Annotated in this window: 20 protein-coding genes; 14 read left to right on the top strand and 6 right to left on the bottom strand. The window is 57.2% G+C overall.

The features are described 5' to 3' along the window. Positions 1–57: 57 nt before the first annotated feature. Both RA28_RS09260 and RA28_RS09255 read right to left on the bottom strand, forming a co-directional pair. Positions 58–930 (bottom strand): isocitrate lyase/PEP mutase family protein, encoded by an 873-nt coding sequence (locus tag RA28_RS09260; RefSeq protein WP_039527091.1) that lies wholly within the window; start codon positions 928–930, stop codon positions 58–60. Between the two features lie 102 nt (positions 931–1,032). After that, the gene (locus tag RA28_RS09255) at positions 1,033–1,704 is read right to left on the bottom strand and encodes an IclR family transcriptional regulator (RefSeq protein ID WP_039527088.1); all 672 of its coding nucleotides are present in this window, start codon (positions 1,702–1,704) and stop codon (positions 1,033–1,035) included. Positions 1,705–1,791: 87 nt separating this feature from the next. On the opposite strand from RA28_RS09255, the gene acnA reads away from it, so the two are divergent. The 6 genes from acnA (at position 1,792) to RA28_RS09225 (ending at position 9,153) form a co-directional block, all read left to right on the top strand. Then, entirely contained in the window at positions 1,792–4,380 is a 2,589-nt protein-coding gene (acnA, locus tag RA28_RS09250; protein ID WP_193747377.1) for an aconitate hydratase AcnA, read from the top strand. Further along, positions 4,380–5,534: a PrpF domain-containing protein gene (locus tag RA28_RS09245; protein ID WP_039527086.1), complete on the top strand. Its 1,155-nt coding sequence runs from the start codon at positions 4,380–4,382 to the stop codon at positions 5,532–5,534. The genes acnA and RA28_RS09245 overlap by 1 nt, the downstream gene beginning before the upstream one ends. Then, positions 5,531–6,028: a ribonuclease E activity regulator RraA gene (gene rraA, locus RA28_RS09240; protein ID WP_039527084.1), complete on the top strand. Its 498-nt coding sequence runs from the start codon at positions 5,531–5,533 to the stop codon at positions 6,026–6,028. The genes RA28_RS09245 and rraA overlap by 4 nt, the downstream gene beginning before the upstream one ends. A gap of 33 nt (positions 6,029–6,061) precedes the next feature. Further along, on the top strand, positions 6,062–7,048 hold the full coding sequence (locus RA28_RS09235; RefSeq protein ID WP_039527081.1) for a tripartite tricarboxylate transporter substrate binding protein: 987 nt from the start codon (positions 6,062–6,064) through the stop codon (positions 7,046–7,048). A gap of 79 nt (positions 7,049–7,127) precedes the next feature. Then, complete coding sequence (locus RA28_RS09230; protein WP_039527079.1) at positions 7,128–7,631, top strand: tripartite tricarboxylate transporter TctB family protein; 504 nt, start codon at positions 7,128–7,130, stop codon at positions 7,629–7,631. A gap of 1 nt (position 7,632) precedes the next feature. After that, the gene (locus tag RA28_RS09225; RefSeq protein ID WP_039527076.1) at positions 7,633–9,153 is read left to right on the top strand and encodes a tripartite tricarboxylate transporter permease; all 1,521 of its coding nucleotides are present in this window, start codon (positions 7,633–7,635) and stop codon (positions 9,151–9,153) included. Positions 9,154–9,236: 83 nt separating this feature from the next. Here the strand turns inward: RA28_RS09225 and RA28_RS09220 are convergent, their stop codons facing one another. From RA28_RS09220 to paaG, 4 genes are read right to left on the bottom strand one after another with little or no spacing between them, the layout of a single operon-like run. Continuing rightward, positions 9,237–9,833: a TetR/AcrR family transcriptional regulator gene (locus RA28_RS09220; protein ID WP_039527075.1), complete on the bottom strand. Its 597-nt coding sequence runs from the start codon at positions 9,831–9,833 to the stop codon at positions 9,237–9,239. A 3-nt stretch (positions 9,834–9,836) separates the two neighbouring features. Next, on the bottom strand, positions 9,837–11,147 hold the full coding sequence (gene paaK / locus RA28_RS09215) for a phenylacetate--CoA ligase PaaK (protein WP_039527072.1): 1,311 nt from the start codon (positions 11,145–11,147) through the stop codon (positions 9,837–9,839). Positions 11,148–11,171: 24 nt separating this feature from the next. Then, entirely contained in the window at positions 11,172–11,597 is a 426-nt protein-coding gene (gene paaI / locus RA28_RS09210; RefSeq protein WP_039527795.1) for a hydroxyphenylacetyl-CoA thioesterase PaaI, read from the bottom strand. 2 nt (positions 11,598–11,599) lie between these two features. Continuing rightward, positions 11,600–12,385, bottom strand: coding sequence for a 2-(1,2-epoxy-1,2-dihydrophenyl)acetyl-CoA isomerase PaaG (gene paaG / locus RA28_RS09205; RefSeq protein ID WP_039527793.1), 786 nt, complete (start codon positions 12,383–12,385; stop codon positions 11,600–11,602). 381 nt (positions 12,386–12,766) lie between these two features. Here paaG and RA28_RS09200 point away from each other — a divergent pair, with 381 nt between their 5' ends. From RA28_RS09200 to paaA, 8 genes are all read left to right on the top strand, one after another. Beyond that, positions 12,767–13,786 carry a TRAP transporter substrate-binding protein gene (locus RA28_RS09200; RefSeq protein WP_039527069.1) on the top strand — a complete coding sequence of 340 codons (1,020 nt, stop codon included), beginning with the start codon at positions 12,767–12,769 and terminating at the stop codon, positions 13,784–13,786. A gap of 56 nt (positions 13,787–13,842) precedes the next feature. Beyond that, entirely contained in the window at positions 13,843–14,349 is a 507-nt protein-coding gene (locus tag RA28_RS09195; RefSeq protein ID WP_039527066.1) for a TRAP transporter small permease, read from the top strand. Continuing rightward, a complete protein-coding gene (locus tag RA28_RS09190; protein ID WP_039527062.1) occupies positions 14,346–15,698 on the top strand; it encodes a TRAP transporter large permease in 1,353 nt (450 codons plus the stop codon). The genes RA28_RS09195 and RA28_RS09190 overlap by 4 nt, the downstream gene beginning before the upstream one ends. Further along, entirely contained in the window at positions 15,698–16,885 is a 1,188-nt protein-coding gene (locus RA28_RS09185; protein ID WP_039527059.1) for a cytochrome P450, read from the top strand. The genes RA28_RS09190 and RA28_RS09185 overlap by 1 nt, the downstream gene beginning before the upstream one ends. Positions 16,886–17,001: 116 nt before the next feature. Then, a complete protein-coding gene (gene paaZ / locus RA28_RS09180) occupies positions 17,002–19,032 on the top strand; it encodes a phenylacetic acid degradation bifunctional protein PaaZ (protein ID WP_039527790.1) in 2,031 nt (676 codons plus the stop codon). Positions 19,033–19,082: 50 nt separating this feature from the next. Further along, a complete protein-coding gene (locus tag RA28_RS09175) occupies positions 19,083–19,898 on the top strand; it encodes a PaaX family transcriptional regulator C-terminal domain-containing protein (RefSeq protein ID WP_039527055.1) in 816 nt (271 codons plus the stop codon). 335 nt (positions 19,899–20,233) lie between these two features. Next, positions 20,234–20,797 (top strand): phosphohydrolase, encoded by a 564-nt coding sequence (locus tag RA28_RS09170; protein ID WP_193747376.1) that lies wholly within the window; start codon positions 20,234–20,236, stop codon positions 20,795–20,797. A gap of 23 nt (positions 20,798–20,820) precedes the next feature. Further along, positions 20,821–21,798 (top strand): 1,2-phenylacetyl-CoA epoxidase subunit PaaA, encoded by a 978-nt coding sequence (gene paaA / locus RA28_RS09165; protein WP_039527052.1) that lies wholly within the window; start codon positions 20,821–20,823, stop codon positions 21,796–21,798. Positions 21,799–21,806: the final 8 nt, after the last annotated feature.

The raw sequence follows: 21,806 nt of genomic DNA, 5'->3' as shown, positions 1-21,806 counted from the left end.
GAAACAACCTCGTTCGTGGCTGTGGGTGAGCGAGATATAGCCAATCAGAGCTAGAGATTACTCTGAATAGCGCTGTTCCATTTCGTCGAAGTACGCTTTTTGCACAGCGTTTTGCCTGACTTCAAAACTTGCAACCGGCCCGCTTTCATCCATGCGACCGTCGGACTTCAAAATCGACAATGCGTCATGCATGCCTTTCAGTGCGCCCTGCAATGCGACATTGGCGTATAGCACCAAACCAAACCCCATTTCATCCAATTCCGGGAAATCAATAATGGGTGTTTTTCCTCCGACCACCAGATTTATCAATTGGGGCGTGCCCTTAAGCCGTTTCGGGATATTCCGAATATCTTCGACGCTGCGTGGCGCTTCGATGAACGTGACGTCTGCGCCATCCTCGACAAAGGCTTCGGCCCGTTCGATCGCGGCATCGAACCCCTGCGTCGCGCAGGCATCCGTGCGGGCAACCACAAGGAAATTCGGATCCTGACGCGCATCGACAGCGGCCTTGATACGGCTACGAGCCTCCGTCAGATCAACAACATCCTTGCCCGAGAAATGACCGCAGCGTTTGGGATTGACCTGATCTTCCAACTGTATTGCGCTGGCTCCGGCACGCTCCAGAGTGCGAACCGTATGATGAACGTTGAGCGCGTTGCCAAACCCGGTGTCCGCATCGACCACAATAGGAAGCTGCGTGCAGTTTCGTATGGCCGATGTGTGCTGCGCGATCTCTGGCAAGGAAACAAAGCCCAGATCGGGCATTCCGAGATTTGTGTTGGTAAGACCCGCGCCAGAGATGTAGACGGCTTCGAAACCCAATTGGTCAATCACGCGGGCCGCCAGTGCATTGGCCGCACCTGGGATAAGAACGGCTTTGCCGGTGTTCAGACGTTGGCGGAATGCCCTGTTGATTTCGTGATTCATCATTGGCACGCCCTCCGATTCAATGGGTCTGAGTGCTTGCCTATCGAAGGTCACCTGTTGTGGCAAGTTTTGCCGATCAACGTTCTATCAGATGAAACGATGTGGTCAATTTGTTGTCAGACTTCGCGCGAGGCTCTCAAGTAAAGGTACGGTATTTGCACGCGCCTCGGCATCGAATCTGTTGGCCAAGCCTGACACCGTCAAAGCGCCGATGAGGTCGCCGCCTGCGTCGAAAACGGGCGTCGCGACGGATGATATGTTCGGGTTTGTCTGGCCGACAGAACTGACAGTGCCGTTTTTGTTGAACTTTCCAAGATCGCCAACATCTTCGCCGGAAAAGTGCCGCAAAACCAAGCCCGACGCACCAGTGGATAACTGGAGGCGCATACCTTCCTCGACATGGAACCGCAAAAGATTTGGCGAGTTTTCTCTATATAAACAAATGCGTTCGTTGCCGGATCGCACATAAAACGAGGCGGTCTCTCCCGTCGCTTCGGCCAGAATTTTCAAGGATGGGGCAACGTGCTCGCGTTTTGTGAAATCGCGCCGGAAAATCAACCCCAGCCGCCAGACACTGGGTCCCACGCTGAAGAGGCCGTCATTGTCGCGCTGGACAAATCCATAGATCATCATGGAGTTGGTCAAACGCAGTATCGTGCTTTTGTGCAGGCCGGTTTCTTCTGCCAACTCGGCCAAAGACAAGATCGGGCGTTGTGTCGAAAACGCGCTCAGGATCGACATAGCGCGTTCGACGGATTCTGTTCGGTTGGCGGGCATTGCGTTCTGTCTGATGAAACGGGACCAGATCAATCTTGCTGAAATCCATTGGTATTGTCTAGCTTGTCGGCAATTCAGGAGGCAGCCGTGACAACCGCAACCAACAAGTCAGTTCCAAACACGTCTTATCTGGCCGTGGACTACAGCGCCCTTTTGGGCCGTGATGTCGAGACACTCCCTTTTTCCTTGCGTGTTCTGGCGGAGAATGCCGCCCGCCACTCCGAAGGCGGTGCGGCAGCTCTGGATGTGTTGAAACGGGCAGGTGATGCGGTGCCGTTCCGCCCGGCACGCCTGTTGCTGCATGACATGTTGGGGATACCGGCCCTCATCGACATCATGGCGATGCGCAACCGACTGGAGGAGTTGGGAGGAAACCCGGCAGACGTAGACATGAGCCTTCCTGTCGATCTGGTGATCGACCATTCCATGTCCATCAACCATTGGGCGGACAGGTTTGCACTGGCAAAAAACATGGACCGGGAATTTGAGGTGAACCGTGAGCGGTTTGCCTTTCTGAAAGCGTGCGAAGCCCGGTTCCCGCGCTTGCGCGTGATTCCACCGGGCGGCGGCATTTGCCATCAGGTCAATCTGGAGTATCTCGGTCAGACAGTGGTGCCGTCCGGCGAACAGCCGGATGTTCTTATCCCCGATTCCAGCCTGGGCACAGACAGTCATACGCCAATGATCAACGCGTTGGGGATTATGGGTTGGGGCATTGGCGGGCTCGAGGCCGAGGCGCTTTTGTTCGGTGAGGCCACGCCGGTTAACGTACCTCGGGTCATTGGACTTGAAGTCACAGGCCGCCCATCTGACGATGTCACGGCCACTGACATTGCATTGGTCATCGCTGAGAAGCTGCGCGCGGTTGGTGTGGTCGACACCTTTGTCGAACTGTTTGGACGTGGCTATGGCGCGCTAAGCGTGGCAGATCGCGCAACGATCGCAAACATGGCGCCCGAATACGGCTCGACGATGGTGTTCTGCCCGGTCGATGAACGCACCATAGGCTACCTGAACCAAACTGGGCGGAGCGAAAGCGCCACCCTCGCAGAACGCTATTGCAAGGTGCAGAACCTTTGGGTCGACGGCACGGATGCCGCAATCGAATATGACCATGTGCTGGAACTGAACCTTGATCAAGTGGGCCGGTCCGTTTCTGGTCCATCGCGGCCCGAGCAGCGAATTGACCTGTCCGCAGCGACGGATCGCCTGACCTTCGAAGGCGAAACGGATCGCCGGGTGCCCGTGCCCAATGCCGAACATGATATCGGCGACGGTGATGTGATTATTGCGGCCATTACCAGCTGCACCAACACTGCCAACCCGCGGAATATGGTTCTGGCCGGTTTGGTTGCGCGCAACGCGGTAGCGCGCGGTCTGGCTGTCAGGCCGCATGTCAAAACATCGCTGGCCCCCGGCTCGCGCGTTGTCGCCAAGTATTTGGCCGACAGCGGTTTGCAACAGTCGCTCGATGCGCTTGGGTTCGAGGTCGCGGCGTTTTCCTGTTCGACCTGCAATGGCATGTCGGGACCATTGCACCCTAATCACGAAGAGGCGATCCGGGCGAATGACGTAAAAGGAATTGCGGTCCTGTCAGGGAACCGCAACTTTGCGGGGCGGATTCATCCGCTGGCGTCACGCAACATGATCGCCTCGCCGCCGCTGGTCGTGGCTTACGCGCTGATGGGAACGATCCTTAAGGACATCACGACCGAGCCGCTGGGCACCGACCGGGACGGCAATTCTGTGATGCTGAACGATCTGTGGCCCTCAGCTGAAGAGGTGACGCGGATTGTCGAGACCTTTGTGACCCCCGAAGAGTTCCGCAACAACTACGCCGCTATCAGTGACGTGAACCCGCAGTGGAATGAAATGGAGGTCGGCACCGGAACCTATGAATGGGTGCCTTCGACCTACGTGTCTTTCCCGCCGTTTGTAAAAGGCATCCGGCCAGAAAAGACCGATGTTGCGTCGCTGCGGGGCCTGCGGCCACTGGCGATCCTGGGCGACAGCATCACAACGGACCATATTTCTCCTTCGGGTATCATCACACCGGAGTCCGAAGCGGGGCAGTTTTTGCAGGCAAAAGGCGTCACTCAACGCGACTTCAATTCGTTCGGAACGCGGCGTGGGTGCTCGGATGTGGTCATTCGTTCGACCTTTGCCAACTATCGACTTCGTAACGAGATGACCCCTGGCAGGGAAGGATCCTGGACGAGGATCGAGCCCGAAGGCGAAGTCGTCTCAGTCTACAAGGCTATCGAGACCTATTTGGAACGTGACCAAAAGCTCGTTGTGATCGGTGGCAAGGAATACGGTTGCGGTTCTTCCCGGGACACCGCGGCAAAAGCGCCCTGGCTTGCCGGCATACGTGCCGTCATCGCCGAGAGTTTCGAGCGCATTCACCGCTCGAACCTCGTGAATATGGGAATTGCGCCGCTGTGTTTCCCGGAAGGGGTCAACCGCAAAACTCTTCAACTTGATGGGTCCGAGGTTTTTGACATCTCTTTCAGCGACGATTTGACCAAAGCCACACTGACGATCCGCCGAAAAAACGGGCGAACGGAAACGACGCCTCTGGACCTTAGGCTTTACAACGATGGCGAACGCGCGACCTTTGCCGAGGGCGGACTGTTGCCGCGCGCGTTTCGCGGATTTCTGGCGGGAGCCGCGTGATGGCGAACCGATTGCGCGCGGCTTTCTATAGGGGCGGAACGTCGAAGGCGGTGGTTTTCAACGGCGCGGACTTGCCTAAGGATCAGGCAGTGCGCGACCGCATCTTCCTGCATGTTTTGGGCAGTCCTGACCCATACGGGCGGCAGCTTAATGGGCTTGGCGGTGGCCTGTCGTCGTTGTCCAAGGTCGTGATTGTGGAGCCATCGGATCGGGATGATGCCGACGTGAACTATACGTTCGTACAGATCGCCGTAGATGAGCCATTGGCAGATTACGGATCGGCGTGCGGGAACATGGCGTCCTGCGTTGGCCCCTTTGCCGTCGAAGAAGGCATGGTTCCGGTTGCGGTAGATCAGACCGAGGCGTTGATCCGCATTTTCAGCACGAACACCCAGAGTGTTTATCACGCCCGCTTTCCCGTGCGGGATGGAATGCCAGTCGAGGAGGGTGAGTTTGCAATCCCCGGCGTATCCGGGACAGGCGCAAAAGTGACGATAGATTTTCTCGCGCCGGGCGGCGCTTCAACCGGCCATCTTTTGCCGACCGGCAATGCGTTGGATGTGCTTGAAATTGATGGGTTTGGGCCGCTCGAGGTTTCGTTGATCGACGCGGCGAACCCGGTCGTTTTCTTCCGCGCCGCCGACCTGAACAAGACCGCGACAGAGCGTCCGCAGGATTTGGATAACGAAGCCGAATTCATGACGCTGGTCGAAAAGATCCGCGTTGCAGGTTCCGTCGCGATGGGTATGGTTGCCTCACCCCAGGACGTCAGGCGCTCCAATCCGAAAGTGGCGATGCTTGGTCCGGCGGCGGCGTTCACCGCACTGGATGGCAGCAGATACAGGCAGGACAGTCACGATGTGAACGTTCGGCTTGTGTCGATGGGCAACTTTCATCGCGCGATCACGTTGACGGGGGCAATGTGCACGGCGGTTGCCGCGCAGATACCGGGTACTCTGATTCAGATGATCGCGCAGCCGGAAGGCCAGGAATTACGCATCGGAAACCCATCGGGGAATTTGCCGACCATTGCGGATGTCAGGCAAGGCCCGTCCGGGCCTGAGGCGATTTCAGCAGGTACTTTTCGAACGCAAAGGCGCATAATGGAGGGGGCGGTGCCCTACCCGCCTGAACTGACGGAGGACGCGAAGTGAGCCAATCGGTCACAAGCCATCCCACCACCGATCTGAGCGACGCGCATCCGGACAAAGTGCGGCCTGTGCTGCAACTATTTGTGGATTACGGTGCGAAACGCTGCTTTGCTGGTCGAATTCGAACCGCAGTGACGATGGAAGACACGAAGCTTGTGCAAGATAAACTCTTTACTTCGCAGGGAAATGGCGGTGTCATCGTCCTGGATGGTGGCGGATCGCTCCGCACGGCCATGTTGGGGGACATGATGGCGGAAAGGTTGATTGCCAATGGATGGACCGGGATCGTCATCAATGGGGCGGTTCGCGACAGTCAGCGTTTGGCACAGCTTGACCTGGGTATAAAGGCGCTGGGGCTCACACCAGTCCGGTCTGCCAAGGCCGGAATTGGTGCAATAGATGTTCCTGTCGCCTTTGGCGGCGTTCTCTTTGAACCGGGGGACTACGTCTATTGCGATGAAGACGGTGTTCTGGTTGCAAAGGAGCCGCTGAACTAAATCCAAAAAATTGCCAACCAATGGGAGGAAACTATGGCAAAATTCAATCTAACTCGACGGACGTTTGCAGCTGCAGCCGTGGCGGCGGTTTCGCTAGGCGCGCCTTCGATGACGCTTGCAGACGAAGTCGTTGACAGCATTCACTTTCTGATCCCCGGCGGTGCCGGAGGTGGCTGGGATGGCACGGCACGCGGCACGGGCGAGGCGCTGACAAAATCAGGTCTGGTGGGTTCAGCAAGCTACGAGAACATGTCAGGTGGCGGCGGCGGTAAGGCCATTGGCTACTTGATTGAAAACGCCGAGAGCAACCACGGCACCCTGATGGTCAATTCGACCCCCATCGTGATCCGCTCGCTGACCGGTGTGTTCCCGCAGAACTTCCGCGACCTGACTTTGGTGGCCGGTACGATCGGTGACTACGCGGCGCTGGTGGTTGCCGCGGACGGGCCGGTTCAGGACCTCAACGGACTGATCGAAGCCTTCAATGCCGATCCGAACGCGGTCGCTGTTGGTGGTGGTTCGGTGCCGGGCGGCATGGATCACCTGGTTGCGGCAATGGTCTTCCAAGCCGCGGGCGCAGATCCGGTTGCGATGAAATATGTCCCATATGATGGCGGTGGCGCCACGATGGCTGGTCTGCTGTCTGGTGAAGTGCAGGCTGTTTCGACCGGTTTCTCGGAAGCGGTGGAACTGGCCAAGGCCGGTGAGGTTCGCATCATCGGCGTGACCTCGGACGATCGTGTGGACGCCTATCCCGATGCGCCAACCATGAAAGAGCAGGGCAACGACACCGCCTTTGTCAACTGGCGTGGCTTCTTTGCCGCTCCGGGTTTGCCTGAGGACAAGTTGGCAATGTATCAGGACGCCCTGACCCAAATGTATGGAACGCCCGAATGGGTGGAAGTGCGCGACCGCAACGGTTGGGTCGACATCCACAACAACGGCGATGATTTCCGGACCTTCCTGGAACAGCAGGAACAGGAAATCGGCGACTTGATGAAGAAGCTGGGCTTCCTCTGACGCCATTGGCGCTTGTCTAAAACAGGGTGTCCGGCCGCGAGTCGGACACCTCAATAATCAAGAACGGGGAGGGGACGAGATGGCATTGGATCGTTGGATCGCTTTGGTCATTCTTCTGATCTGTCTGGCCTATGGCTATGCTGCTTACTTCACCATGGATGACCTGTTGCCGCCGATCATGCGGCGCAGCCCGATCTGGCCGTCGAGTTTTCCCAAGGTTTTGGTTGTCGGAGCAATTCTGATGGCGCTTTCGATTATTTTCGGGTTGGAAAAAGCGCCGCAAAAAGACAAGGCGACAGATATCAACCTCGCGAAACTGCACGAATACAAGGTGGGCCAAGCGCTCTTGCTGCTGGCGTTGATGGTCGCCTATGCCTTGCTGCTGCGCCCGTTGGGTTTTTTGGCGTCGACGTTCCTGTTCCTGACCGTTGGCAGTTTCATTTTAGGTGAGCGCCGATACGTGCTGATGGCTATCGTGGGGGCCATTGCCGCAGGGGTGGTCTGGTATCTGGTCGATATCGTTCTGGGTATATTCCTAAGTCCGTTTCCCGGATTTCTGAACGCAGTGGCGAACGGAGGCTGACATGCTTGAAGGACTCATGACGGGCCTTGCAACGGCTTTCACATTCACAAACATTCTCATGGTGATCGGCGGTTGTCTGATCGGCACCTTCATCGGGATGCTGCCCGGTCTGGGGCCGATGTCGATCATTGCGATCATGATCCCGGTTGCGATCACCATCGGGGACCCTTCGGCGGCACTGATCCTGCTGGCCGGGGTCTATTACGGTGCGGTGTTCGGGGGGTCGACATCCTCGATCCTGATCAACGCGCCCGGGGTGGCGTCAACAGTGGCCACAAGTTTCGACGGTTACCCATTGGCCCGGTCCGGACAGGCGGGCAAGGCGTTGACCGTGGCTGCGATTTCTTCCTTCGCGGGCGGCACGATTGGCGCCGTTCTGCTGATGGTTTTCGCGCCTGCCTTGGCGTCGGTCGCGCTGTTGTTCCACTCGTCAGAGTACTTCGCCCTGATGGTGGTTGGTCTCTCGGCCATTGCGGCCTTTGCCGGAACGGGGCAGGTCAGCAAGGCACTGCTGATGACGTTCCTGGGGCTGATCATGGCGACAGTGGGCGAAGGTGTTCTGTTCAATTCGCCGCGCTTCACCATGGGTATCATGGACCTGCAGTCAGGTTTCGGTTTCATCACGCTGGCCATGGCGATGTTTGCCCTGCCCGAAGCGATATATCTGGTGTTGGACCCGAACCGATCTAAGACCGGCGACGGCGACAGTGGCAAGATCAGTAATCTGAGGATTGACCGCAGCGAGGCCAAGAAAATAGCGCCGGTCATCGGACGCCAGTCCATTCAGGGTTTCTTTATCGGTGTTCTGCCGGGGGCGGGTGCGACGATTGCGTCCTTCCTTGGATACGCGGTGGAACGAAACATCGCTCCGAAAGAAGAACAGGACCGGTTCGGCAAGGGTGAGATCAAAGGCATCGCGGCGCCGGAAAGCGCAAACAACGCTGCATGCACCGGGTCATTTGTGCCACTGCTGACGCTGGGCATTCCCGGCTCGGGCACAACGGCGATTTTGCTGGGCGCACTAATCGCGCTGAATGTCAGCCCCGGCCCGCGCCTGATGATCGACGAGCCGCAGATTTTCTGGGCGGTCATCATCTCGATGTATTTGGGCAATCTGGTGTTGCTGATCCTGAATCTGCCGTTGATCCCCTACATTGCGAAGGTTTTGGCCGTACCACGCAATTTCCTGATCCCGTTCATCCTGTTCTTTACCCTGATGGGCGCTTATATCGGCCAGAACAACGCCACTGAACTGTTGATCCTTGTTGGTTTCGGTGTCTGCGCCACGATCCTGCGCTTTGCCGACTATCCGCTGGCTCCGCTGCTGATCGGCTTTATCCTGGGACCGCTGCTGGAAAACAATTTCTCGCGTGCCATGCAGTTGTATGACGGTATGAGCTTTATCTGGCAGCGCCCGATGACGCTGGGACTTCTGTTGATTGCTGTGCTGCTGGTCGTGCTGCCGAGCTACCGCCAGCGCCGCGCACGTGCACGGGCAGAGGGCGTCGCGGACGGTGATTGATACGTCACGTCGCTGGCGTTCCGTCAAACGGCATCGGAGCGCTCGCTTGTTGACGCTGGCTGAGTGAGATGAAGCGGCGTTGTCTAAAGCCGCCGGACCCCGTGGACTGTCAGGGTGCTGACCAGATCAGCGTAGTCTTCGCGCGCCTTGGTGCCGGCGCCAGTGTTCCACATGTAATACCAGTTCAGCATCCCAAAGACCGACATTGTGGCGGCGCGTAATTTGTCTTTTGCGCCAGAGAACGAGTCTGGGGCAAGTTCCTTGAGGATGTCGCGGACGAAATTCACCAGATCACGCTGGTACCCGCGCAACTGTTGTTGCTGCTCTTCCGTCAGCGCATTCATTCCGCTGATCTGCACCCGGTGTTCGTCATCAGCGCCCTGGTAGGCATACAGGATTTCCCGCACAGCTTTCTGCAACTTCTGCTCGGGCGTGAGACCGCTCAGATCAACGTTGCAAATCCGGTCTCTTAATTCATGCAGGTAGGTTTCAAGGATGTCGTACAAAATCGCATCCTTGCTGTCATAGTAATGATAGATGTTGGCTTTGGAAATTCCGCACTCTTTGGCAAGTACGGTCATCGAAGCACGGTCAAACCCTTGATCGGCAAACACTTTGGCTGCCGTTTTTAGGATCTGTTCCCGCTTTTGGTCATGATCTTTTGCGATTGTGCGGGCCAAGGCTTATTCCTTATCGCGATTGTCGATGACACGCTTCGCCTTGCCTTGAGAGCGTTCGACGTCGCCGGGGTCACCTACTACAATTTCGGTTGAAACGCCAACGGCGTCCTTTATGCGTTTGGTCAGCATTCGAGCGGCAGCGGTTCTGGACATTTCGTCGGTGGCGTCCGCTGACGCTTCGACAAAAACCCGCATCGCATCCATCCGGCCGGATTTGAAAAGCTCGATCTGGTAATGCGGTGCCAGCCCGCCTGTCGCCATGACCTGCTCTTCGATCTGGCTGGGAAAGACGTTGACGCCGCGCAGGATCATCATGTCGTCGCTGCGGCCGGTGATTTTCGCCATGCGGCGCATCGAACGTGCGGTTCCGGGCAGAAGGCACGTCAGATCGCGTGTGCGATACCGGATCATCGGCAGGCCTTCTTTCGTCAGCGTCGTAAACACCAATTCACCGGTTTCGCCGTCCGGTAAAACCTCGCCGGTGTCCGGGTCGATGATTTCCGGCAGAAAATGATCCTCCCAGATCACGGGGCCATCCTTGGTTTCGACGCATTCGCTGGCGACGCCCGGTCCCATGATCTCGGACAGGCCATAGATATCTACCGCATGCATGTCGAACGCGGCCTCGACTTCGGCGCGCATCGCGTCTGTCCAGGGTTCAGCGCCGAATATACCGACCTTCAGCGCGCTTTCACGCGGATCAAGTCCTGCCTTGTGGAATTGCTCGAGGATATTGAGCATGTAGGACGGCGTTACCATGATCGCATCCGGTCGAAAGTCCGTGATCAGGCTTACCTGTTTCTCGGTTTGACCGCCGCCCATTGGCACGACAGTCGCGCCCAGACGCTCGATGCCGTAATGAGCGCCCAGACCACCAGTAAACAGACCATAACCGTATGCATTGTGGACCAGATCGCCCTTGCGCAGGCCAGCGGCCCTAAGGGAACGTGCACCCAAATCCGCCCAATTGTCGATGTCTCCACTGGTGTATCCCACAACCGTCGGCTTCCCGGTTGTCCCGGAGGAGGCATGCAAACGCACCAAATCGCTTCGCGGGACGGCGAACAATCCAAATGGATAATTGTCACGCAGATCGTTTTTGTAGGTGAATGGGAACTTGGACAGGTCGGACAGCTGCTGCAGGTCGTCCGGGTGAACGCCCGTTTCATCAAAGCGCTGTTTGTACATCGGAACGTTTGCGTAGGCATGGTTCAGCGACCATTTCAGGCGTTGCAGTTGAAGCGCACGGATCTCGTCGACCGAAGCGATTTCGATCGGGTCCAGGTCGGCTTTCTTCGGTGCCATGTCTTCCATCGCGCTGTTCCTCCGGTCGCGAAGCTATTCCTCAAAATTCGGACGGCCAATTGCCCGCGACATGCCGCGAAACTCGGCAACGACAGCATTGTCCTGGTTGATCACCTGCACGTCGTAGACGCCACTGCGACCTGAAATTGCGGTTTCGCTTGCGGTCGCAGTCAGGCGGTCGCCTTGTCGACAGGGGGCAAGGTAGGTCATCACCGTATGTTGTCCGACGGTTGCCTCATTGCGGCTGTTGCACGCAAAGGCAAACGCGCTATCGGCCAGCGCATGCGTGACACCGCCATGGCACATGCCATGGCCGTTGCAATGATGTGCGGCGACGGTCAGCGCCAAAACAGCGCGGCCTTCATCGACCTCGACGATCTCCATGCCGAACCACTTGCTGGCTTCATCGTTTGCCCACATCGCGGCTGCAGATCTGGTTGCACGTTCTTTCGGTGTCATCATCATTTGCCCACGAAAACCGGCGGGCGTTTCTCAAGAAAGCTTGAGACGCCTTCTGCGTAATCCTCGCTTTCACCGCAGGTTTTCATCGCGTCCGCCTCGATTTCCAGATGATCCGACAGGGTGGTCGTCGCAGCCATTTGAATGCACTGTTTGGTCAACCCCAGGCCCAACGTCGGGCCGTTTGCAAGTTGATCTGCCAAGGTGCGTGCCTCGGACATCAAATGATCGTCGGGAAATACTTTCCAAATGAGACCCCAATCCTCGGCCTGTCTGGCAGGCAGCGGTTGCGCCGTTAATGCTAGGCCCTTGGCGCGCGCTTCTCCCAACAGGTGCGGCAAATGCCAGCTTCCGCCAGTGTCGGGGATAAGCCCCACCTTGGAAAAGCTCTGTATGAACTTGGCGCTTTCCGCTGCCAGAACCATGTCGCAGGCAAGGGCCAGATTTGCGCCAGCCCCGGCGGCAACCCCGTTCACGGCGCAGATCACCGGGAAGTCCAGTGATCGTATCAAGCGAACCAGCGGCGCATAGAATGTGCGAACGGTTGCGCCCAGATCAGGCGGGGTGTCAAGTTTGGAAGGGTCGCGATCCCCCAGATCCTGCCCTGCGCAAAACCCACGGCCAGCGCCGGTAAGAAGAACTGCGCGCGCGCCACTGTCACGCGCGGTCGTAAACGCGTCCAGCAATGCATGGTGCATTTCGTCATTGAATGAATTGAGCTTTTCAGGACGATTTAGGGTTATTTCGACCCAGTTCCCGTGGTCCAAGACAAGAATCGTATCGCTCATAACCGTCCTGTTTGTTCGCATTTGAACTTAAGCATTGCATTAACCGAACGGTTGGTCAATATATTTAGTGCCTACCGAATCTGAGCCGAACAAAGGGACTCGATATGCTGCACCCATCACCGCTGAGCGTCGATCTGAAGGGTGGTATTGCGCGAGGAAATGGGGGCAAGTCAGACGTTTTTGAAGGCTTTAGTAGCGTCGGTTGCGGCTCGACAGGGCGAGGTGTCGCGACAGGTTGCGCCGATGACCTAAGCTATTGGCGACGGAACCTCCTGGTCGCGGGGCGTCGTCGGCTATCGCAAATCTCTGCGTCTATTGATGGTTACAAAACGGACCATTAACGCAAAGTTTGTACATGTTTCACAGGGAGGAGACAGACCAATGAAACTCAACAAATTGAGTGCCCTTTTGGCCTCAGCCGCACTGGCCGTTTCAGGCACAGTGGCGTTGGCGGCTGATCACACGCTGACGATTTCCAGCTGGGCCCCGCCGACCCACGGTATCAATGCCAAGATGTGGCCGAAATTCGTCGAGATGGTCGAAGAGGCCACGGATGGTCAGGTCACTGCCGAATTGAAACTTGGCATCGCGCCGCCGCCCGCACAAATGGACCTGATCATGGACGGTGCGGCCGACGCGTCCATCATCTTTCACGGCTATCAACCGGGGCGTTTCGTCACCACTAAGATGATTGAACTGCCCGGTTACGAAGGCTCGGCCGAAGCCGCTTCAGTCGCGTATTGGCGTGCGTATGACCAATACCTGAAAGAGGCCGACGAGCATCGCGGCGTCAAAGTGATTGCGTTGCACACACACGGCCCGGCGCAGCTTCATTCCAGCAATCCTGTGACGTCTTTGGATGAGGTGTCAGGGCTCAAGGTCCGTATTCCCGGTGGGGTCGGCGGTGATGTGGGCACCGCACTGGGTGCGACTGGGATTCAGGTTCCGGCCCCCAAGGTCTATGAAACGCTCGCTTCCAAGGCCGCCGACGGCGTGGTGATGCCGTTTGAGTCCCGCAAGGGGTTCAAGTTGACCGAAGTGGCCCAGAATGTGTTCGAAGTTCCGGGCGGCCTTTACCGGGGTTCGTTTGCGTTCATCATGAACGAAGATACCTTTGCGGATCTGCCGCCTGAACTGCAGCAAGCCCTGGAGGAGCAGGTCTTCGGTGAACCCTTGAGCCGTGAGATCGGCAAGATTTGGGACGAGATTGATGCGATCGGTCGGGAAGCCACTGAAGGCACCGACGGGAACGCGATCAATGCAGCGTCTGCTGAGGACCTTGAAAAGTTCAACGTGATAGCCGCGGATGTGCGCACTAAGGTTTTTGACGAAGTCAACGGCGCCGGGATCGACGCTCAGGCCGCCTACGACATGATTGTAAACGAAATGGCCGCCCAATAGGGCAGCCCGGCTGGCGGGGTTGAACCGCCAGCCTTCTCAATTGCCGGGGACACTTCATGCAATCTTTCGTGAGCCTTGCGCGCCGCGTCAGCGTCGCTCCGACGCTGTTGGCATGCGTTGCGCTGTTCATTCTGATGGTTATGACCTTTTTTGATGTCATTCTGCGGTCTGTGTTCAATGCCCCGATCGAGGCTGCGACGGAACTGACCCGCATTCTTATGGCGATCCTTGTGTTTTCGGTCCTTCCGATGATTTCGGCCGGTAAGGGGCAGATCGCCGTGGACCTGACAGATGGGCTCTTTGCGCGCCTGCGCTTGAGCCGAGCACGTGATGCGATTGTCTATCTGGCTTCGGGCATCATGCTGATCTGGCCCATTCAGCGGGTTTGGATTTTGGCCGAGCGTGCGCGCGATTACGGCGATGTCACGGAATACCTGTCGATCCCAGTGTTCTATATCGGCTGGTTCATCGCCGCATCGACCGCGATTACGGCACTTTCAATGATTGTCACCGGACTTTTGCACATCTTTTCGCCTCAGTCCTTGCCGGAGCATTCCCAATGACCGCGGCGCTGATCGGGTTTGCCCTGGTTCTGGTTCTCGTATTGCTGCGCCTGCCCATCGTATTCGCGATGGGATTGGTGGGTACGCTTGGATTTGCGTATGAACGCGGTGGCAGCATTCTGTCCGAGCGTGGGCTGAAGGCTGCGATGTCCATGGTGGGCCGTCAGATCACCGACACGGCGCAGGATTACGGGCTTTCTGTTGTACCGCTGTTTATTCTGATGGGCTTGTTCGTGAACAAGGGTGGTCTGGCGCGCGAGCTGTACGCCGTTTCCAATGCTTTTCTGGGTCACTTTCGGGGCGGCATCGCCATGGCGACGGTTGCCGCCTGTGGTGGATTTTCCGCGATCTGCGGGTCGTCACTTGCAACCGCAGCAACGATGTCCAAAGTGGCGATGCCGGAAATGCGGCGCTATCGGTATTCGGATGAGTTATCGACGGCGTCTATAGCTGCAGGCGGGACGCTTGGAATTTTGATCCCGCCCTCAGTGATTTTGGTCATCTACGGGCTGTTGACCGAAACCTCGATCGGAAAACTGTTCGTTGCGGGTATTGTTCCCGGCGTGCTTGGCATTGTTTTCTATCTTTTTGCGGTGCGTTGGACCGTCTGGCGGAAGCCCGACGCAGGTCCGGCAGGTGAACGTCACGACTGGGGTGCGCGTTTGAAGGCCATGCGTTCAGTCTGGGCTGTTTTGCTGCTGTTTTTCCTAGTGATCGGAGGGTTGTACGGCGCATTCGATTTCCACCCGCTGAACCTGACCTTCAGCCCGACCGAGGCGGCGGGCATGGGGGCCATGGGCGCATTCCTGATCGCATTGAGCCGTGGCGGACTGACGTTGCGTTCGACTTATGAGGTTCTGAAGGAAACGACGCATACGGCGGCGGCATTGTTTTCGGTTTTGATCGGAGCGCAGATCTTTTCGAACTTCATCAACCTTGCGGGTCTGCCCGAAGCTTTGATCGGTTTGGTCACGGCCTATGACGTGGAACCGTTCTTCGTGATCCTGATGATCCTGGGTATCTACATCATTCTGGGTTGTGTGTTTGAATCCCTTTCGATGCTCTTGCTGACGGTCCCGATTTTCTTCCCGCTCGTCACATCGTTGGGCTACGATCCGATCTGGTTCGGCATCGTTGTCGTCGTCGTGACGGAGATCAGCTTGATCACCCCGCCCGTGGGTCTGAACGTGTTCATCCTGAAAGGTGTCGTTGGGGATGTTTCTACGGGAACGATTTTCAAGGGCGTCACGCCATTTTGGGTCGCAGATATCTTCCGGCTTGCGCTTATCGTCCTTGTGCCGTGGCTGGTGTTGGTTCTTCCGGAACAGATGGGGGCAATGGGCCACTGATGCTTTCGCTCACGGCACTTCCAGATGGGTTCAATGAAAATCCATACCCCACTTACGCAGCGTTGCGCGAGGATATGCCAGTTTGCCAGCAACCGGACGGGTCGGTGATTCTGTCGCGATACGAGGATCTGGATATCGTCTATCGGGACACATCGCGTTTTATCTCGGACAAGAAAGCGGTGTTCGGGCCAAAATATGGGGTGAACAGTCCCCTTTATGAACATCACACGACCAGCCTTGTTTTCAATGACCCGCCGCTGCACACCCGCGTCCGCAAAGTAATGGTCGGGGCTATGACCCCGCGAGCCTTGGCACAGATGGAACCGGGATTGATCGCGCTTGTCGATCAGCTGTTGGACCAAATGGAAGCCAAAGGCCGGGTCGAACTGATCAAAGACTTTGCCGGGGCGATACCGATCGAGATCATCGGCAATCTGTTGGGAATTCCCCGCTCGGAACGCGAACCATTGCGAGATTGGTCACTGGCTATTCTTGGCGCATTGGAGCCACAACTGACGCATGAACAGGAGGCGTGGGGGAACCGCGCGGTGATCGAGTTCAAAGACTTCTTGAAGGGCATCATTGACGACCGTCGTGCCAAGCCCGGCGACGCGGACACCGATGTACTGACGCGCCTGATGCAGGATGAAACCGATGGAGGATTGACCGAAGTCGAACTCTATCAGAACTGCATCTTCATCCTGAATGCCGGTCACGAGACGACGACGAACCTGATCGGAAACGGGCTGAACCTTTTGGACCGGCATCGCGACGCACGTACCGAACTTCTCGCCCGACCGGATCTGATTTCCTTGGCTGTGGATGAGTTCTTGCGAGTTGAAAGCCCGAACCAGTTTGGCAACCGCCTGACTGCGCAAGATGTGACCTTTCATGGCCAAACCATTCCGGCCGGAACAGACATCCATTTGTGCATCGGCGCGGCCAATCGCGATCCGCGTCAATTTGATCGTCCCGACGATTTGGTTTTGGACCGCCGCCCCAACAAGCATCATGCGTTTGCAGGTGGTCCGCACACTTGCGTGGGGCTTTCGCTGGCGCGGATGGAGGGCCGTGTGGCACTTGGCCGGTTTTTAGCGCGGTTTCCCGATTATCAAATTCTGGAAGGTGCCGAACGCGGGCGACGCATCCGGTTTCGCGGCTTCGCGACGCTTCCGGCGCTGGTCTGATCTGTGGGGAATACGCGGGCCGAAACACGAAAACAGTGACTGACCGCACGGTCAGTACACACCGCCAGAAACATCACCTTCAGATGTTTGATGAAGTTCAAAGCCAGGAGGGGCTCATGACAATCCACCAGATACCCAGTTTCGCTGCCGGTGAATGGGTCGCTACGGGCGAAGGAGCCCGCGACATTGCTAGCGCGATAACCGGCGAGGTGATTGCCTCTGCTGGAAACGACGCGTTGGATGTGCAGCGGATGTTGGACTTTGCACGCGATGTCGGTGGACCGGCGCTGCGAAAGCTGACGTTCCATGATCGGGCCAGGATGCTCAAGGCGTTGTCCGCTCATCTGGGTCAGCACAAGCAGGCGCTTTATGACCTTTCCTTCAACACGGGTGCGACCCAAGCGGATCATCTGATCGATATTGATGGCGGTATTGGCACGATGTTCGTTTACGCCTCGAAGGGGCGGCGCGAGATGCCGGATGCGCATGTCTATCTGGACGGAGATGTCGAGCACCTCTCGCGCGACGGCACGTTTTTGGGTCAGCATATCTGTACGCCATTGCACGGCGTGGCGATCCATATCAACGCGTTCAACTTCCCGGTTTGGGGCATGCTGGAAAAACTGGCGCCAACCCTCTTGGCCGGGGTTCCGGCCATTGTGAAGCCAGCAACGAACTCCTGCTACGTAACGCAGCTTTGTGTCCAGCTGATGCTGGACTCGGGTATATTGCCGGATGGCGCCCTGCAACTGGTGTCGGGCGGTTTGGGCGATATGCTGGACCGATTGACGATGCAGGATGTCGTAGGCTTTACCGGCTCTGCCGATACCGCGCAAAAACTGCGGTCCAACCCGGTGATCCTGCAAAACTCGGTTCGGTTCGTGGCAGAACAGGACAGTTTGAATTGTTCGGTTCTAGGTCCCGACGCAGAGCCAGGGACGCCTGAATTCGACCTCTTTGTAAAAGAGGTTCAGCGCGAAATGACCACGAAAGCCGGGCAAAAATGCACCGCGATCCGGCGCGTTATTGCGCCCGCGTCGCATGTACAGGCTGTGATCGACGCAGTTTCTGAACGGTTGGCAAATATCGTAGTCGGTGACCCAAGGCTCAAGGAAACGCGCATGGGAGCGTTGGTCTCAAACGGACAAAAGCGCGACGTCCTGAGCAAGGCAGCAATCATCGGACAAGAGGCCGAGCGTGTGTTTGGAGACCCCGAAAACTTTGCCATCGTCGGTGCCGATCCTGAACAGGGGGCATTTCTGCCGCCGATGTTGTTTCATTGTGCCAATCCGGACACCGCGCATCGCGTGCATGATACCGAAGCCTTCGGCCCGGTAAGTACCATCATGGGCTATCGCGACATCGACCATGCCATTGAATTGGCGAACAAGGGGCAGGGGTCTTTGGTGGCGTCCGTTGTAACCCATGACGCCGACGTGGCGCGCGAATTCGCAATGGGGGCAGGGGCTTATCATGGTCGGCTTTATTTCAACAACCGTGACTCGATGAAGGCGTCGACAGGTCATGGATCGCCTTTGCCGCACATGGTCCACGGAGGCCCCGGACGCGCGGGCGGTGGAGAAGAGTTGGGAGGCGTGCGTGGGGTGAAGCACTATATGCAGCGGACAGCTGTTCAGGGGTCGCCGGACTTTCTTACGGCACTTGGGAAAAAATGGGTGCCGGGATCGGCTGAGATTGCCGGCCCCGCCCATCCTTTCACCCGCCGGTTTAACGAGTTGGCAATTGGGGAAACGCTCCACACGCCGTCTCGGACCGTGACACTGGAAGACATCGAGCATTTCGCCGAGTTCACGGGCGACACATTCTATGCCCACATGGATCAGGCTGCTGCTGAAAGGAACCCATTCTTTCCCGGTCGGGTGGCGCACGGATACCTGCTTTTGTCATTTGCCGCGGGTTTGTTTGTCGAGCCGAACGAAGGACCCGTTTTGGCGAATACCGGGCTCGACGGGTTGCGCTTCATGAATCCGGTCGTGCCAGGCGATGCAATCAAGGTGCGGTTGACGGTCAAAAGCAAAACAAAGCGCAACGACGAATATGGCGAGGTTCGTTGGAACGTGACCATGACCCAACAGGACGATGACGTTGTTGCAGAGTACGAGCTTCTGACGATGGTGGCGTATTAAACTCGATTGGGCTGGATGGATTTTTAGCCCTGCCGTACAATGAGCGCCTGATGAAGAAGTCCACACCCGATTGGTTCGAAACCTGTGTCACCCGTTTGACCTCTGAAGGGTCGCTACGCGTGTGGTCCGTGCTGGTTACGATATTCGGCGATCTGGCGCAGGATGAATCGGATCAAGTAAGCGGTGCACTGATCACTGGGTTGACCGGTCTGGCCGGGATCAAGGCCGAAGCCACCCGCGTCGCATTGCACCGATTGCGCAAAGAAGGCTGGATTGAAAGCACGCGCGTCGGGCGCAACAGCATGCACCGTTTGACACAGTTTGGCCGCCAACAAAGCGCCGAGGCGGCCCCGCGAATCTATGCGCGTGAAACCAAGTCCCAGGACGTTTGGCATGTTCTGATCGCCGGGAGTTCGGAAGCATCGCGCAGTGAATTGGCGGCTCTGACGCTGACCGGGGACTATATATCTGTGAACTCGACCGTTGCGATGTCGCCCGGTGCGGTGCCGGGCGGCCTTGAAGGCCTCTTGGGTGTTGAAAGCAGCACCCTTTATGTTCCTTCCTGGCTCCGGGAACTGTGCGGACCCGAGACATTGCAAACCGCCTACGATCAGTTCTGGGATTCGGTTCAGGTCACTACCCGGCATTTGCCGCCCCAAGGAACCGGCGATCCGATGAAAACGGCCATTCTGCGCGTTCTTGTCGTGCATAACTGGCGGCGCATTGTCCTGCGCCATCCGGAGTTGCCGATGGAATTTTTGCCCGAAGGGTGGAATGGTCACGCGTGCCGGGAAGCTGTTTTCCGCCTGTTGGAGAGATTGCCGAGGCCTGACCTTGAGATATTGGAAGCGGGTTCAGCCGCCTGAAGTCCGCGGCTTCACGTTGCTAGAGTATTATTTATCAAAGACTTAAGTCGATTTTAACTTGCTGACTTTGACATGAAGACATTTCCTGATCGTATTCCGTTTAAATGCGTTACCAAAAAGTAAAAAAGTACAAAATTTGGTAACATAAATCTTGCCTTGGGTCGGCGCGCATAGTATAAGCCGACCAACCGGTCGAGATTGCAATGCCCGGCGCTTGGGAGGATAAATGGAAAGACGCATTCACTTGTCATGCATGAGAGCGCCTCGCGCACCTGCTTTGCGGGTGGATGATCGGTGCGGCTTTATCCCCGGAGGCTTGCAGGGGAGGTTAGACCTTGCCTGACGAGATCCGGATCATTGACCAGAGCGAGACAGTGGAACGCTTGTTCGAGCCATTTCAGGATGCGCTGGGGGACGACTTCAAGGCTTACCGTGGACATGTGTACCGGGTCATCACATATGCCATGCACTTTCTTGGTGGCAATGATGCGCATCGGAAAATGGTCGAAACCGCTTTCGTCTACCACGACATCGGCCTCTGGACGAAGCCTGATCTGGCCTACCTGGAGCCGTCGGAAGAATTGGCGCTGCGGGACAACGCCCAGAATGCTTGGGGGTTGGACCCAGAGGTGCTTCGCAATATCATTCACTGGCATCACAAGATCACTCCGTATCACGGGCCGCATGCGGACGTCGTGAATGCCTGCCGCAAAGGGGATTGGATCGATGCGACAGGCGGAAGGATACGCAAGGGATTGACGCGGGACCAGGTCGCAGCGGTCGAAGCCGCCATTCCCAGCTATGGTTTTGCCGGCGTCTTGCAGCGGCTGGCTGCTGATCTTGGTGGAAGTGCTTTCAAGGGGAACATGCGGGTGCTTGGGCACGTCTTCAAGCTCTGATCTCGCAGACAGGAGGAGTTACGATGTACGCTCAGATGGTTCAGTCCGAGGCGACAGAGGAGGACCCCGCAAAGCTGGGCGAGTTCCAGGCGAAAATTGACGCCGACATCAAGATCGAGCCGAAAGACTGGATGCCGCAAGGGTACCGCAAAACACTGATCCGTCAGATCGGACAGCACGCGCATTCCGAAATTGTGGGGCAATTGCCCGAAGCAAACTGGATCACGCGCGCGCCGACTTTGGAACGCAAGGCGATCCTGCTTGCCAAGGTTCAGGATGAGGCTGGGCACGGGTTGTACCTGTATTGCGCCGCCGAGACGCTGGGCGTCAGCCGCGACGAGATCACAGAGATGCTGCTGGACGGTCGTATGAAGTATTCGTCGATATTCAACTATCCAACTCTGACCTGGGCGGATGTCGGTGCTGTCGGGTGGCTGGTCGATGGGGCCGCGATCATGAATCAGGTTCCGCTGCAACGCACGTCCTATGGGCCTTATTCGCGGGCCATGATCCGCATTTGCAAGGAAGAGAGCTTTCATCAGCGCCAAGGTTATGACGCGATCCGTAAGATGGCCGAGGGCACCGCGGAACAGCGGAGAATGGCGCAGGATGCGCTCAACCGATTTTGGTACCCGTCACTGATGATGTTTGGACCCTCTGACAAGGACTCGGTCCATTCGGCTCAATCCATGGCGTGGAAAATCAAGATGAACACGAATGATGAGCTGCGCCAGAAATTTGTCGACCAGACCGTACCGCAGGCCGAGTATCTTGGCCTGACCATCCCCGACCCGCAGCTCAAGTGGAACGAGGATCGTGGCCACTACGACTTTTCCGAGCCGGATTGGGCCGAATTTTTCGACGTCATCAAGGGAAACGGTCCCTGCAATGTGGATCGGCTGGCCGCGCGAAACAAAGCATGGGACGACGGACAATGGGTGCGCGACGGATTGTTGGCCCACGCAAAGAAGAAACGCGCTGGCAAGGTGGCGGCGGAATAGAATTACCC

Source organism: Ruegeria sp. ANG-S4 (assembly GCF_000814005.1).
Lineage (GTDB): Bacteria > Pseudomonadota > Alphaproteobacteria > Rhodobacterales > Rhodobacteraceae > Ruegeria.
This window is presented reverse-complemented; position numbering and strand designations above follow the sequence as displayed.